This is a genomic window from Actinobaculum sp. 313 (assembly GCF_003073475.1).
Lineage (GTDB): Bacteria > Actinomycetota > Actinomycetes > Actinomycetales > Actinomycetaceae > Asp313.
The window spans coordinates 17,813-31,918 of sequence record NZ_CP029033.1 but is presented as its reverse complement, the minus strand read 5'-3'; the positions used below and the strand labels follow the sequence as shown (position 1 = coordinate 31,918).

Annotated in this window: 8 protein-coding genes; 4 read left to right on the top strand and 4 right to left on the bottom strand. The window is 61.7% G+C overall.

The genetic code is table 11. The features are described from left to right. Nucleotides 1-772 precede the first annotated feature (772 nt). Nucleotides 773-2,200, bottom strand: coding sequence for a threonine synthase (gene thrC, locus DDD63_RS00120; protein ID WP_108714662.1), 1,428 nt, complete (start codon nucleotides 2,198-2,200; stop codon nucleotides 773-775). Nucleotides 2,201-2,743: 543 nt separating this feature from the next. Here thrC and DDD63_RS00115 point away from each other — a divergent pair. After that, on the top strand, nucleotides 2,744-3,154 hold the full coding sequence (locus DDD63_RS00115; protein ID WP_108714661.1) for a DUF6508 domain-containing protein: 411 nt from the start codon (nucleotides 2,744-2,746) through the stop codon (nucleotides 3,152-3,154). 317 nt (nucleotides 3,155-3,471) lie between these two features. After that, nucleotides 3,472-4,026 (top strand): NAD(P)H-dependent oxidoreductase, encoded by a 555-nt coding sequence (locus DDD63_RS00110; protein WP_108714660.1) that lies wholly within the window; start codon nucleotides 3,472-3,474, stop codon nucleotides 4,024-4,026. A 178-nt stretch (nucleotides 4,027-4,204) separates the two neighbouring features. On the opposite strand, the gene DDD63_RS12100 is transcribed toward DDD63_RS00110, so the two are convergent. Continuing rightward, the gene (locus DDD63_RS12100) at nucleotides 4,205-7,333 is read right to left on the bottom strand and encodes a hypothetical protein (RefSeq protein WP_164505375.1); all 3,129 of its coding nucleotides are present in this window, start codon (nucleotides 7,331-7,333) and stop codon (nucleotides 4,205-4,207) included. A gap of 235 nt (nucleotides 7,334-7,568) precedes the next feature. Here DDD63_RS12100 and DDD63_RS00095 point away from each other — a divergent pair, with 235 nt between their 5' ends. Continuing rightward, nucleotides 7,569-8,609: a zinc-dependent dehydrogenase gene (locus tag DDD63_RS00095; RefSeq protein WP_108714657.1), complete on the top strand. Its 1,041-nt coding sequence runs from the start codon at nucleotides 7,569-7,571 to the stop codon at nucleotides 8,607-8,609. 249 nt (nucleotides 8,610-8,858) lie between these two features. On the opposite strand, the gene DDD63_RS00090 is transcribed toward DDD63_RS00095, so the two are convergent. After that, a complete protein-coding gene (locus DDD63_RS00090; protein ID WP_108714656.1) occupies nucleotides 8,859-10,556 on the bottom strand; it encodes a dihydroxyacetone kinase family protein in 1,698 nt (565 codons plus the stop codon). A 530-nt stretch (nucleotides 10,557-11,086) separates the two neighbouring features. On the opposite strand from DDD63_RS00090, the gene DDD63_RS00085 reads away from it, so the two are divergent. Then, nucleotides 11,087-11,932 (top strand): MerR family transcriptional regulator, encoded by an 846-nt coding sequence (locus tag DDD63_RS00085; RefSeq protein WP_240611292.1) that lies wholly within the window; start codon nucleotides 11,087-11,089, stop codon nucleotides 11,930-11,932. A gap of 161 nt (nucleotides 11,933-12,093) precedes the next feature. Here the strand turns inward: DDD63_RS00085 and DDD63_RS00080 are convergent, their stop codons facing one another. Continuing rightward, a complete protein-coding gene (locus tag DDD63_RS00080) occupies nucleotides 12,094-13,509 on the bottom strand; it encodes an amino acid permease (RefSeq protein ID WP_108714654.1) in 1,416 nt (471 codons plus the stop codon). Between the last annotated feature and the right edge of the window lie 597 nt (nucleotides 13,510-14,106).

The following is a 14,106-nucleotide window of genomic DNA, read 5'->3' as shown; positions in this document are numbered from 1 at the left end:
CTCAGCGGGGGTCCTTCGCGCATTCGGCCGCTGCGATGAGACCCGAGCTGCATACCCCGGCTCGGCGGGGTGGCTGCCGGGTTGCCGCATACTCTGGCTCGGCGGCTCCAGTACTGCCCGAACTCATGCGCTCGTGTCAAAATCCCGTCCAAACACCTGCGCCTTTCCGGCGACCGCGACAAAACCGCAGGTCACAGCGCCGCACTAAACTGGAACCCTTCAAAAAACGCTTGTTTGGACGGGATTTGGACACACAGCACCCCGACACCCCGGCTACCGGACCGTAGGAGTAGCCGCGCCTGCGTATATCAAGTCAACGCGACGAAACCGGACCTGACGTCTCCGCCGTGTACGCCTGATGACCTTCGCAGTTGTACCGGTTCCGGGGCGGATCACCGTCACTTCCCGGCACACCCTGACGAACTCGCACCATCCTGCGGTGCGAATGAATCCTATGCACGAGCGCGGGCCCCAGTCGTACGGTTCGATCCGCCAGCCTGCGATCAGATGAACCCTATGCGCGGGCGGGGACCCCCTTTTTGCGGCCTAATGCGGAGCGTATGCCTAACTGGAATGAACCCTATGCGCGCGGGTTCCTTATCATCACTATCGTCACGGTTGACTTAGGTGCACGACTAACCCTATGCGCGTGGGTCCCTTGCTTTATCCAGGTGGAAGATAGGCGCCAAACCGGAATGAACCCTGCGCGCGCAGGTCTCTTCCTCGGCACCTGCCGCCGTTCGAGTCATTGTTATCGCGGTTCGAGTCACTGCTATCGCAGCGCGTGGTCGGCCAAATAGTCGCTCACCGCCTGCGCACTATTCGGCGCCTCCACCACGTGTTGAGGCCGGGCGAGCAGTTCGGCGATCACCGGCGATTGTGCCGGAGCACGATCTCCTAGCGCCTCCGCCACGGTATCGCCGAATTTCGCGGCTTTGGCCGTCTCCAAAACGAGCGTGACGGAGCCGCCGTCGTTCACATGCCGACGCGCCACCGTGATGCCGTCGGCAGTATGCGGATCGATGAGCACGCCGCACTCATCAAAAACGCTACGGATTGCAGCGAGACGATCCGCATGACTGCTGGCACCGGAAACAAAGCCGTACTCATCTGTGAGGCGGCTCTGCCACGAAGAAAGATCGAGGCGCCCGCTTCGCTCCAGCTCGGGCCACCTGACCTGGAACTCTTCCGGACCGAGCAGTTCCCAAATGAACCGCTCCAGGTTTGAGGCCTTCGAAATGTCCATCGAGGGGCTGGAGGTGGCAAGCGTGTTCTCCCGCGAGCGCGGCACGTACACACCGGTGCGGAAGAACTCGTCGAGCACATTGTTCTCATTGGTGGCCAGGATCAGCCGACCGATCGGTAGCCCCATGCGCCGGGCCAGGTGCCCCGCGTAGATATTGCCGAAGTTCCCGGAGGGTACCGTGAAGTTGACACGGACGTCATCACGCTCAGCAGGGGCGACGCCGTCAGTTATGCGCAGCCACGCCCAGAAGTAGTAGACAATCTGAGCGGCAATGCGCCCGAAGTTGATGGAGTTGACGGCACCGATGGAATTCGCCTGCTTGAAGGCGGCGTTGCCATTGATCGCCTTGACGATGTTCTGGCAGTCGTCGAAGACGCCGTCGACGGCGATATTGTGAATATTGGGATCAGTGAGAGAGTACATCTGTGCACGTTGTACCGCACTCATCCGTCCGGCGGGAGAAAGCATGAAGACAGAGACGTTGCTGCGCCCGCGGAAGGCGTACTCCGCCGCCGAACCAGTATCGCCCGAGGTGGCGCCGAGGATATTCAGCACCCGCCCCTCACGAGCCAACACGTATGGCACGGCCTGGCCAAGGAACTGCATGGCAAGGTCCTTGAAGGCCATGGTCGGGCCCTCTGACAGGCCGACGAGGTAAAGCGATGGGTTCAGCCGGGTCAGTGGCACGGTTCCGGCAGTGGGGAAGTTCTTCTCCGAGTAGGCGGCTGCGGTCAGCGCAGCGAGGTCGGCTTCAGGAATATCCGTTGCATACAGGCCGATGACGGCGGCAGCCAGCTCGGGATAGGTGAGTTCACGCCAGCGCTCGCGCTGGGCTGCCGATACGGACGGGATCACCTCCGGGACCACCAGTCCGCCGTCGGGCGCCAATCCGTCAAGAAGGATCTGGCAGAAACCGGCCGGGGCCATCTGCCCGCGCGTCGAAATGTACTGCATCTGCGTCTCCTTCACGATCGGATGACATGTACGAGGTCACCTGGCGGATTGCACGTGCAAGGTTACCTGCGGATTACACGTACGAGGTTACCTGGCGGCGACGACGGGAGCCATCCCGGTCCATCCGTGGGTGAAGATCCGGTGTCGCGGGCCGCACCCTCTCCTCAACCGCAACAGAACTGCGCGTTCCGCTCTGTTTCCTCAGCTCGCAGCCCCAACTCACCTCAGCCCCGGTGGGGCTGAGTCACGGAGACCCGCGTCCACTTGTCATATCGTCCTAGTTTCGCGGCGGCGGTAAAACGGCTTGGTGCTTGTACTCTATGTATAAGCGCGACCGCACCCGCCGGGCGCGGGTGTGGCGGCAGGCGTCGTATGTACGGGTGCGGCGGCGGGCTCCTAAAACTACAGGGCAGGCTTGACGCACAAGTGTGGCCGCGCGTGCCTACTACACGGCAGCCTTTACGCACAAGTGTGCGGCCCCACCCGCCTACCACGCCGCACCCGCCTACCACGGCACACAGAGCACGAGGAACCGAGGATTCGATGACATACGAGAAGGTAACCGCTTACATCCCCGCCCTTGAGGGAGGGCTCGACATGGAATGGATCGAGGATCGGCGGGAGCTCGCGCCCGGAGAACCGCGCCATTTCCCCTATGTGCGTTACGGCCCTGAGGTGTACGAGTTTCTGGACAGCTTCTACGGAATCCCTGCCGTCACCGATTACGAGGACACACTTGACGAACTCGGCCTGTGGCACAGGAAAGAGGGAATCTACTCCCTGCGGGTAGAGGAAACACCCGGCGAGATCATCTGCGGCCTCTTTTTCCGGGTTCGGCGCGCAGAACGCTTCTCAGAAGGCTCGATCTGGAGCTTTATCGACAGCGGATTTGCTCTACGCTGCCTACGCCGGCTCAAAGCGCTTGACGGCGAAACTGCCGTCCAGCAGGCGTGAGGTGACGGCCAGCCAATAAGCGCCGCGTCATCTTGTCTGCCGGCATTTACCCTGCATTCCTGAAATCCTGTGAAAACCCTGGGTAGGTTGAGCGCCACACCGTCTGTCCATTGACACCAGCAACCCTCATCGGGTTAGCTTCTCTCGAAAGTAGTTTTGAGCGCTTCCAGATTTGCTCACCCTTTCGTGGACACGTGCGAAGTGGTTATGCGTCCGGTGTAGACAGAGGCATGCGGATGTGCGGACAGAGGTGCTCATCGTGCATACGTGGTGCAACCGCATCTCGTGCACGACTGCCAGATAGTAAGGAAACCAGCATGGTCAAGATTGGTATCGTTCTCGGATCGGTTCGCGACTTCCGCTTCGGCGAGCAGATCGCGCAGTGGGTCATGGATTACGCGCAGACGCGCGGAGACGCCGAATTCACGCTTATCGATGTGAAGGACTTCGATCTTCCCTTCGTCACCGACGCCGTACCCCCGATGCAGAAGAACAAGCAGTACGAAGATGAGCGCGTACAGCGCTGGTCGAACACCATCGATGAACTCGACGGTTTTATCTTCATCACCTCCGAGTACAATCATGGCGTCCCCGGTGCCTTCAAGAACGCCGTCGATCACCTGTCCTCCGAATTCGCAGGTAAAGCCGTTGCCTTCATCGGCTATGCCAGCGATGGTGCCATCCGCGCCGTCGAGCAGTGGCGGACCGTTGCCGGCGGGCTGTCTATGTACGACATTCGTCCGCAGCTGACGCTCTCGCTCTTCTCCGATGCCAAGGATTGGCGCGAGTTCACTCCCGCTGAACTTCGCTCCCGAGAGCTTGTCAACCTCGTTGACGAGCTCGTCGCGACGACGACGAAGCTGCGCGGCTGAGGGCGCTCAAGCATGAAGCAGGGGGCGGGTCCGCCATATGGCGGACCCGCTCGTCATGTGCCATGACGCAGCTAACGGAGGAATACGAAGCGCTTCATGCGTCCACCGCTGCACGACAACCGCATGCAGCCCGGAGAGCAACGCCGCACGCATCGGAGGCCGATGATGGCGCCCAGTCTCACACCCTGACGATGTCGTCGAACAGCTCGCTCTCTGTGTTGGTGTGTGAGACGACAATGAAACTACGCTCTTTCGCTTGTGCCGCATCGCGCAGCGCGCCTATGAGAGTTCGCTGCTCTTCCATCGGCAATGCACTGAGCGACTCGTCCAACACCACCAGCGGGCACGACACTGTTAGCGCATAACTTGCAAGAAGCCGTTGCCGCTCGGACCGTGTCAGCTCTCCAACTTCGCGATGCTCAGCCTCGCACCTCTCCATGCGTCCGTCGAGCGACATACTCGTTCCCACCACCAGCTTCGCGTCGGCGACGGAGATCGTCTTTACCGGGAAGTCGTCATCGAGCAGGACACCGCCAGTTTCTTCAAGTAGGCCGCGCAACGCAATGCTCTTGCCCACACCGGTTCTACCCATAACCAGAACAAGACGACTCTTCTGCCCGAGTACAGCACGCTCGAGCCGCGATTGGATCTCCATTGCCAGTGGAACCGGAGGGATACTTGCCTCTTGTGCGGTCGTGAGTGCCAATACCCGCGAGGCTGTTGCGACAGACACGCTAATCGATTGCAACGCTTCAATGATGTCCGGCAGCTGCCCCGCAATCGTGAAGACGAAGTAAGCGACAACAGTCGGCGCAATGATCCCCTCCGGATCCATCTGCAACGCGATGCCGGTACCCAAAGCGAATACCGCGACACCGGCGGCCTGAAGTTCGGTGCGCCGCCGCATCATCGCTTGCACCAGGGCATTCGCGGCATTGAAGAAAACGGCTTCTTCACGCCGGTAGGCCGTCCATGCTGCCGCACGTAGCCGCGGGTGAATCGCGCCCGGGTCGTCGTCGAGCACCGCAGTTGCAAGCGCCATAAACGTCCCACGTGCCTCCGCCTGCTGTGAGACTGCGGCGATCATACGGCGTTCCCCGAGCCGATACAGCATGAAGGCACCAGGCACGAGCACCACAACGACCACCGCAACCGGCGGATACCCAACCGCCAAGGCTCCGATTACGACGACGACCTGCGTCACCATGGCGACCACACGAACCAGTTGACCCGGAATATCCATTTGCATGGTCGAGAAGTCTTCGCCGAATCGCCCGACGATTTCGCCGGTGCGTCGTGGACTCGCCACCAGTGCGAAGCGTTCCGCCACCCGAGCATGCAATGAGGTCAACCGACGCACGGGCAAATGGAATTGCAACCAATTGACCGCCAGTACCACCGCGGTTAGCGCGACGAGGAAAAGGCCAAGAGCACGAGCCACGGCGACGTCATCAGCAGGGGCTACCGCGTCCAAGATCATCGGAAGGAACGCGAGCAGAAGCGACTGTGCGAGGACCGTGACACATAATGCAGCAACGCCCGGCCTACCCAAGATCAACCGCAATGCTTCCACAAAGCGTGAAAAGGAAGGCCGTGGCGTATCAAATACAACGTCCTGAACGTCCTCGGCACCATGACGTTCCGATACTGCAGCAGGCTCTTTATTCTCCGGGATAGAGTGCTCCGGCTCCTCACCGGGAACAGGCACGCCCTTCGGTTCCTGCCGCGCCTTAGCGTGTGGGGAATTATCTTGCCCCGGCGCCGCAGCGAGAACGCCAGCCGCCTCAGCGCTGCCACCTGTTGTCATTGTGCTGTCGGTGGGCACCAATATGCGGTCGTTCCGCGTCACCACAAGGTGCTGATCCACGCGGATGCCATATATCGCCTGCCCGACGACGACTATCCGCCGCTTCGCCATCACCACCCGCTCCAGTAAGCGCCGTCTACTGGCGGGATCGATAGCACCCAGAGTCGTCGTCTCGATAATGCACGGTCCGCCAGTAACGGTGAGCGCCACCGCTAGTGCCAAACGATGACGTTCACCGCGTGATAACGAAGGTAGTCGGCTCACACTGTCCGCCATGTTCAGGTCTGCAGGAAGTTCAAGCACGCTCATCCAGCGCTGGATTTCATCGCGTTCTTCTTCGCTCAAGGATTCGTACCACGCGGTCAATACAGCAGCGGACATTCTGGGGTCCGCTGAGATCCTTCCCCACGCTCCGGTTACGCCGATCGCCCGCGCAGCAGACCGTAACTCTGCTGCAGTATCGTCGTCGACCGGCTCAAGCCATGTGATGCCCGGCTTCCCATCCACAGTGTTGAATACAGAGGTGTCCGTGGTAGTGCCCTGAGCATCACGCCGCTTATCCCACTCCTTGAGCATTGGGATTGTCAGGCGCACTACACGATAGTTCACAACAACCTCGTTGAGCGCATCGAATAGCAAGTTGGCGGCGACTAGCAGAGCAACCAGGCTCAGCGCCTGGCGACCGGGACGGGCAACGAATACCAATGCGGCGATACCAATGACAACGGGTACTGCCGCAGATCCCAGTGAGCCATTGATTACCTGCAGACGAGCTCGCTTATGCAGAACAGGAATCTGCGCGCTGCGCCGTTCCTGGAGCCAGTCGGCAACGTGCCCATGCAGCCGGGCTAGGCGTAGCCGCCACGCCGCATCGCTCAAGTCACGAATCCGATCCACACGGGAGGCTTCGCTCGCGATGTACTCCTTGTAGACACGGCCAATAGGGTGGACAAGCCAGAAAGTCGCGCCGACGAATATCAGGATCCCGCCTAAGGCGACCCACCCCGTCGCTCCGTATGTCACGATCGCAAAGGTGCCAACCACAAGTGCACGCAGCAGCGAGATGACAAGGTCGATGACATAGGAAAACTGGCTGATTTGCAGGGGATGCGTAGTGAAACGCCCCGTGCTGTGACCGTCTGTTGCGCCGTCGGAGATTGCCTCATCAAAGAAGATACGAAAGGCGAGGAAACGCACGCTGATAACGAGTTTGAGCTCGGCGCGCTCCTTTATCCAGCCGATGACCACGGCTAGTAGGTACGCGCCGATCAGGATCCCCGCCCACAACCATGCGTCGTCTGCTCGTTGTGAGTCAAGCGCGTGGCGGAATCGTTCAAACAAGTACGGAACGGCTCCGATGGCGGCTGTGGCGAAAAGACCGGCGACTGCCACTGTAGCGGCGAGGCCGGGGCACGCGGCAAGGAACCCGAGCCAAGCGCGTAGCCCGCGTCTGCCGCTTATGCGCCTACGGAGTCGCCGGTAGCTGTCGTCCATCTTCACAAAGCAATCGTAATTGACGGCACCGACACAACTGGCCGCGCTACTCACCTGAGACAGTGGTCGTACCGCTGCGATAGTGGTCGCGCTGCTGAAGTACCAGCCGTACCGCTGGGATAGTGGTCACGTCGCCGGGAGCGCGCCTACACATTGTTGCTCCGGTGTTCGGAATGCGCTTCGCCAGCTAGGCTAGGTACCGAACGACAGTGACGTCGAAACACTACCGATCGGAGGAAATATGAAGGCAGCGGTGATGCTCGGGCCGGGGCAACTCGAACTGCAGGAGGTCGAAGATCCGCACGCCGGGCCAGGTGAGCTCATTCTGAAAACCGGCGCAAACACGCTCTGCGGTACGGATGGTCGCATCTTACGGGGCGAGAAAACCGCCGGCATCGATCCTGGCGTGATCCTCGGCCATGAATTATCCGGATATGTCACCGAAGTGGGTGAGGGAGTGAGCGGTTTTGCCGAGGGCGACCTCGTCGCCGTCAATCCCACCGTTCCCTGCCTACAGTGCTACTACTGCAAGGCGGGCGTCGAGCATCTGTGCGATCACGCGCGGCTGTTCGGCTACGCCATCAACGGCGGCTTGGCAGACTATGTGCGCATCCGAGCCGAGGCCATGACCCGCGGTGGCGTGTACAAGGCGCTTCCCGGAGTCAGCCCAGTGGAGGCTGCGCTCTCCGAACCGCTTGGCTGCGTGCTCAACGGCGCAGGCAATTACAAGCCCACACCCGGCGACACCGTCGTCATCGTCGGTGCTGGGCCCATCGGCATGCTCCACACACAGGTCAACCGGCTCTACGGCGCCTCGCAGGTGATTGTCTCCGACCTGTCGGAGGAGCGCCTCGCCATCGCGAAGAAGCTCGGAGCAACACACACCGTCAACCCCACCGAAGTGGACGTGGTGGAGTTCGTCCGCGACCACACCGGCGGCCGCGGAGCGGATGTTGCCGTGCTGTGTATCGGCGCGAATGCGCTGTTCCAGCAGGGCCTGGAGCTGGTACGCAAACGCGGGCGGGTCAACGCCTTCGCCGGATTCCCCAAGACGGGCACATCCACCATCGACCCGAACCTCATCCATTACCGCGAACTCACGGTCACCGGCGGCTCGAATAATCGGCGCGAAACACAGGAACTCGCGCTACGCCTCATCGCGGAGGGAAAGATCGATGTGAAGTCGCTGCATACGGATACGTACGTGCTCGACGACGTCGTCGCCGCCATCGAGTATGCGGCGTCCGGCAAGGGCATTAAGGTGGCGGTGGTGCCGGAGTAGCCCGCCCGCGCGACAGCACACTGACGACGCACGTGCTTTGAAGGTTGCCGTGTTGTGCATGCGGTTGCGCGTAACAGCACAATGGGCACTAATCAGGTCGCAAGGCAGGCAGGAGCCAAAAGGCAGGCAGGAGCCAAGAGGGGCCAGCGGAATAACCGTTGGCCCCTCCCTTCAGATGCTCCCCGCTGCGGCACCTGCCCCTACCGGGGCACCCCGATACACGCCGCGCCGGGGAGCACCGAAGCCTTCTCAGATGTTCTCGGCAACAACCCGCGCCACGCGAACCAGTGACACCGCACCCGGATCGGGCGTGCCGAGCGACTTCTCACCCAGCGGCCGCGCGCGTCCGAGCTTCGCAACCATGTCAGCGGTGCTCTCGGCGCCCTGCTCACCGGCTCGTAGTGCCGCTGCCGCCTTCTCCTGGAAGTCGCCCGCAGTCGCACTGAACGCTTCGACCAGTGGCACCAGTGCGTCAACCAGCGTCTTGTCGCCCACCTGTGCACCGCCGAGGCGCTGCACCGCATCACGGCCCGCCTCAAGGGCGGCAACGGCCTTTGCCAGGTCGGGGGCGTCGTCGTTACCAAAAACGGCCCCGATCGCCGTCAGCAGCGAGCCCCACAACGCACCGGACGTACCACCGGCACGATCCGACCACGCGTCGCCCGCAGCCGCCAGGGTGGTGCTCAGCCCGGCTCCCTCGGCGGCGATGGCCGCAGCGGCCTGCGCGGCCCCATGAGAGCCATTGGCCATGCCAATGCCGTGATCGCCGTCGCCCGCAATGGAATCAAGTCGCCCGAGTTCGTCCTTCGCGCCGTCGAGCATGGCGGCCACCAGTCCGAGGATGTCTACCGCTTTGGCTGCGGCGGCCTTCGAGGCGGCCGATCCTTCTTCCGTAACGGCTACCTTGGTGGCCTCGCTGGAAAGAACCGCGTCGTCGCGCGCCACATCGCCCACCGAGCCTTTGCGGTAGGCGGGTGTATCGCAGGGAGCGTCCCAGTACTCCAGCAGCTCGTCGTCGACCCAGGTCAAGGTCAGCGAGATGCCGGCCATGTCCAGCGAAGTCACGAACTCACCGGACTCAAGGTCTGCCACCTCCAGGCCCGCTTCGGTCAGCAGGTCGTACACGGCTCCGGCGACGACAAAGAGTTCCTCGTACTTGGTATCACCCAGTCCGTTGACGACGGCGACGACGCGCTTGCCGGCGTCCTCGGGCGCTTCGGGAAGAAGCCCATCGACTAGTGTTTTGGCAACATCCTTGGCCGTGCCTAGATCTGCCTCAGCCACTCCGGGTTCACCGTGGATGCCGAGTCCGATACCCATCTTTCCTTCCGGAACGGTGAATAGAGGGCCATCCGCGCCGGGGAGAGTGCAGCCGGAGAAGGCCACGCCGAAGGAACGGGTGGCGGCATTCGCCTTGGCGAAGACTCTCTTGACCTCATCGAAGTCCTTACCCGCCTCGGCAGCGGCTCCTGCGATTTTGAAGATTGGGAAGTCACCGGCGATACCGCGGCGTTTCTCGATTTCGTCTTGGGATCCGGAGGCGATGTCGTCGGTGACAACCAAAGTATCCGCCTGGATGCCTTCGGAACGCAGGCGTTCTATGGCCTGCCCGAAATGCAGTACGTCACCGGCATAGTTGCCGAATCCCATCAGCACCCCTGCACCACGATGGGCGGCCTTGAGCACCGAGTATGCCTGCGAGCCGGAGGGCGAGGAGAAAATATTGCCACACACTGCGCCGTCGGCAATACCGGGGCCGACCCATCCGGCAAACGCCGGGTAGTGGCCGGACCCGCCGCCGTAGATCACGGCGACTTTCCCTTCGGGGGTGGCGGTAGAGCGGACCACGCCGCCGTAGACAGGCTTCACGTAACGCTTGTTGGCGAGCACAAACCCGCGTAGCGCCTCAGCCGGGAAATCTTCTGGAATATTAACAAGTCGCGTCATTGCGTACCTTTCGTTTGGGGCTCGAAAGCCGGACAATTACCAAAAGTCTAGAGGCGTAGTAGTGGCGGCGGCAATCACTTTACGGTAGATGCACACAGTGCTCGGGGTGGAGGGAGAATCCGGGACGATGTGCAGGGCAAGAGCTTTGACAGTACGGGCTCACACAGCCAATCGCCCGGTGAGCAGCGGCTCGACCAGCACCAGGAGTCCTGACCGCGCAGAGTCACAAAACCGATCAGCCACAGCAGTCAGGCAGTCCGGCGCACCAGACGCCATAGCGTGCGGATACTCGGATCCCACCCTTGCAACACGCGGTCACAGTCAATCGGCCGGAGGCCGTACCGTGCGGATACTCGGATCCCACCCTTGCAACACGCGGTCACAGTCAATCGGCCGAAAGCTGTGCCGTGCGGCTGCTCGGATCCTACACGGAAACAGCGATTATGCCCGCTGCCCACATGCACACTAGTACACACCCATACGTCGTTTCGCCTTGACTGTGACCCTGGGTCACATGATGCGATAGTGACGTGCGGGTAAAAGAGATAGCCGATATGGCCGGTACGACGACGCGGGCCGTGCGCCACTACCACCGCCTCGGCCTCCTGCCAGTGCCGCCGGTCGTCGGTGGCCGGCGCGACTACGGCCTAGAGCACCTAGCCCGCCTGCTACGTATTCGCTGGCTGGCCGAGAGCGGGCTGCGGCTCTCGCAAATCGCAGAAATCCTGCCTGAGCAGCAGCCCAGCGACCGTGACGCCGTCCTTGAATCTCTGCGGGCCACGCGCGCCACCATTGATGCACAGGTGGCCCAACTACACGCGCAGCAGAAGCGCATTGATGTGTTGATTGAAACGGTCGAACGCGGCGAAAGGCTCTCGCCCGTGCCCACAGTTATTGAGCAGTTTTACGACGATGTTGAGTCTGCAACGGAAAGCATGGAGGGATCAAAAGTCATCCGCGGCGAGCGGCGCATCATGACATTCCTCGCCACGCAGGGCTTCACGCCGAGGAACACCGCCGATTTCCTCGACGCCGTCTCGCAGGAGGATCGGGTGCTGTTCGCGCAGCTCGTCGTCGAGTTCGCCACGTTGCCGCAGCGCACTCCGCAGGAGCAGAAGGAGGGCATTGACCATCTGCTGCAGGAATCCCTCCGGATGATTGATCGCTACAAGAAGTATGTGGCCGATGTGCTGGCACAGCTCCCGACCGGGCGTACCGGCCGCGCCGCGTGGTCGATCATGCAGCGACTCTACGAGCTGCAGTTCTCCCATCCGTCCCAGCAGGCGTATTTGCAGGAGTATATGAAGGCGATGTTTGCCGACGAAGAGATTGGCCCCATCCTGCGGCGCTCCGCGGGAGAGGGGTGGAGCCTCTAGCCCCGGAGGTTGGAGGGTTCAGCCGGAGGAAGTCGGACCGTCTCGTGACCCGAGGTTGAGGATCCAGCCGAAGGAAATTGGACCGTCTCGTGACCCGAGGTTGAGGATCCAGCCGAAGAAAGTCGGACCGCCTAGTGACCCGAAGCGGCACTGCCAGATCGTCACGCGTCGTCGTTCGGTACGGTGGCGCCGTCGCACACCCGCCTCCTCCCGACGGCTGCGTATATCGCCGACATCACGGCGATAAAGCCAACACCAACATACAGGGCGGTGTGATACTCCGGCTGCCACACCATAATGCCGAAGGTGAAGAGGATGAAGGCGATGGAGAAGTATTGGCCGTAGGGCCACAGCGGCACGGGGAAACGCAAGCGCGCGGCTTCATCGCGCGTCATTCCATGCCGTGAGGCCAGATGCGCCAGCAAGATCATCAACCATACAAACACCGTGGCAAAGGTCGCCAGAGAGGCAACGATGGTGAACACTCTGTCCGGCAGCACATAGTTCAGTGCCACGCCGATCACCATCACCGCGATCAAGGAGATCGTGGTGATCACCGGAATGTTCTTGACTGTTCGCGCCATCGCCCGTGGTGCAGCGCCTTGCCGCGCCATGCTGGCGATCACCCGCCCCGCACCAAAAAGGTCAGCGTTAATGGCGGAGAGGGCCGCAGTTACGACGACGATGTTCAGCAGAGCCGCCGCCCAGTTCACGCCGAGCGTGTCGAAGATCTGCACGAAGGGTGACTGTTCGCCATCGATCGACCGCCACGGATTGATCATGAGGATCACCAGAATCGCCAGCACGTAGAACAGGAGGATGCGCACCGGAACGGTATTGACGGCTTTCGGGATGGCCTTCTCCGGTTCGTCCGCTTCCGTTCCGGCAACGCCGATGATCTCGGTGCCGCCGAAGGCGAAGAGTACGAGGATGAACGCAGAGATCATGCCGCCTGGTCCGTGGGGGAAGAAGCCGCCGTCGTTCCACAAGTTGGCGGGCCCCAACTGGCCCGGGTCGGAGCCGAGTCCGAGGATGAGGATCGCGGCGCCACCAGCGATCATGGCGACGACGGCGGTCACCTTGATCAGCGTGAAGACGAACTCCAGCTCACCGAACCAGCGCACGCTGGCCAGATTTGCGGCACCCACAATCAGCAGCGTGACGCCGACCCACAGCCACTGCGGAGAGTGCGGAAACCAGAACTGCATGTAGATGCCGATTGCCGTGAGATCGGCCAGGCAGACAATCACCATTTCGAAGGCATAGGCCCAACCGGTGATATACCCGGCCCAGCCGCCGAGGAAGCGGCGAGCGTATTCGGCGAAGGAGCCGGAGATGGGCATCCGCACCGCCATTTCACCCAGCCCGCGCAGCATGAAGTACACGACGGCGCCGCCCAGCAGGTATACGAGCAGAACGGATGGTCCGGCTGCCTGAATGGCCTCCGCCGAACCGTAGAACAGGCCGGTGCCAATGGCCGAGCCGAGAGCAATGAAGTGGATATGCCGCACCCGTAAGCCGTGGCTCTTCACCACCGCGCTCTTTGGCGACGATTCCGCTTCCGCCCTGTTCGTCATATGCACCTTCCAGTTTTGTTATGAGCTGCGCTAGGTATCAACCGTAGTCGGACCCCGGTCAACGCCCGGTCAACGGTAGTCGGACCCCGGTGCAACTTGCGTTGTGACACGAGCGTTACATCGACCTGCGATGCTCCACCCGCTTCTACCCTTTAGGTTGTGTTCTGACACGAGCGTTGCAGTTGTTGGTGGCAGGTTTGCAGTTCGCTCCTACCTGCAGGACACCAGATCGGTTACGCGCTGCGCGACATGGTGGGGTTACAGTCCCACCCGCCTGCTACGCACCCACCGGTGCTGCAACCGCTCACCGATAGGGCGAGTTCGACAGTCGGAACCCGCATGTTGTACGCCATAACCTGCGATCAGAGGGTAATGCCACGCAATCGTCACGCAACACAGACCACCCTCGAAGTATGCCTGCTGGATGCGTCGCCACGCCAACACCGGGACTTCTGCGGACAGGAGGTAGCGATATTGCGGCAAAGCGCGCTGGCCGAGCGGGCGCCGGCTCTGCGGGCGTGGAGCAGGCCGCGCTGGCGGTTGGCGTGGAGTCGACGTCAGGTGGCGGGTCTATGCCAGGTGGCGGGTCTATGCCAG

Coding starts and splice junctions, on each gene's coding strand:
- thrC (WP_108714662.1), bottom strand. CDS start 2,200: ATGCAGTACATTTCGACGCGCGGGCAGATGGCCCCGGCCGGTTTCTGC.
- DDD63_RS00115 (WP_108714661.1), top strand. CDS start 2,744: ATGACATACGAGAAGGTAACCGCTTACATCCCCGCCCTTGAGGGAGGG.
- DDD63_RS00110 (WP_108714660.1), top strand. CDS start 3,472: ATGGTCAAGATTGGTATCGTTCTCGGATCGGTTCGCGACTTCCGCTTC.
- DDD63_RS00095 (WP_108714657.1), top strand. CDS start 7,569: ATGAAGGCAGCGGTGATGCTCGGGCCGGGGCAACTCGAACTGCAGGAG.
- DDD63_RS00090 (WP_108714656.1), bottom strand. CDS start 10,556: ATGACGCGACTTGTTAATATTCCAGAAGATTTCCCGGCTGAGGCGCTA.
- DDD63_RS00080 (WP_108714654.1), bottom strand. CDS start 13,509: ATGACGAACAGGGCGGAAGCGGAATCGTCGCCAAAGAGCGCGGTGGTG.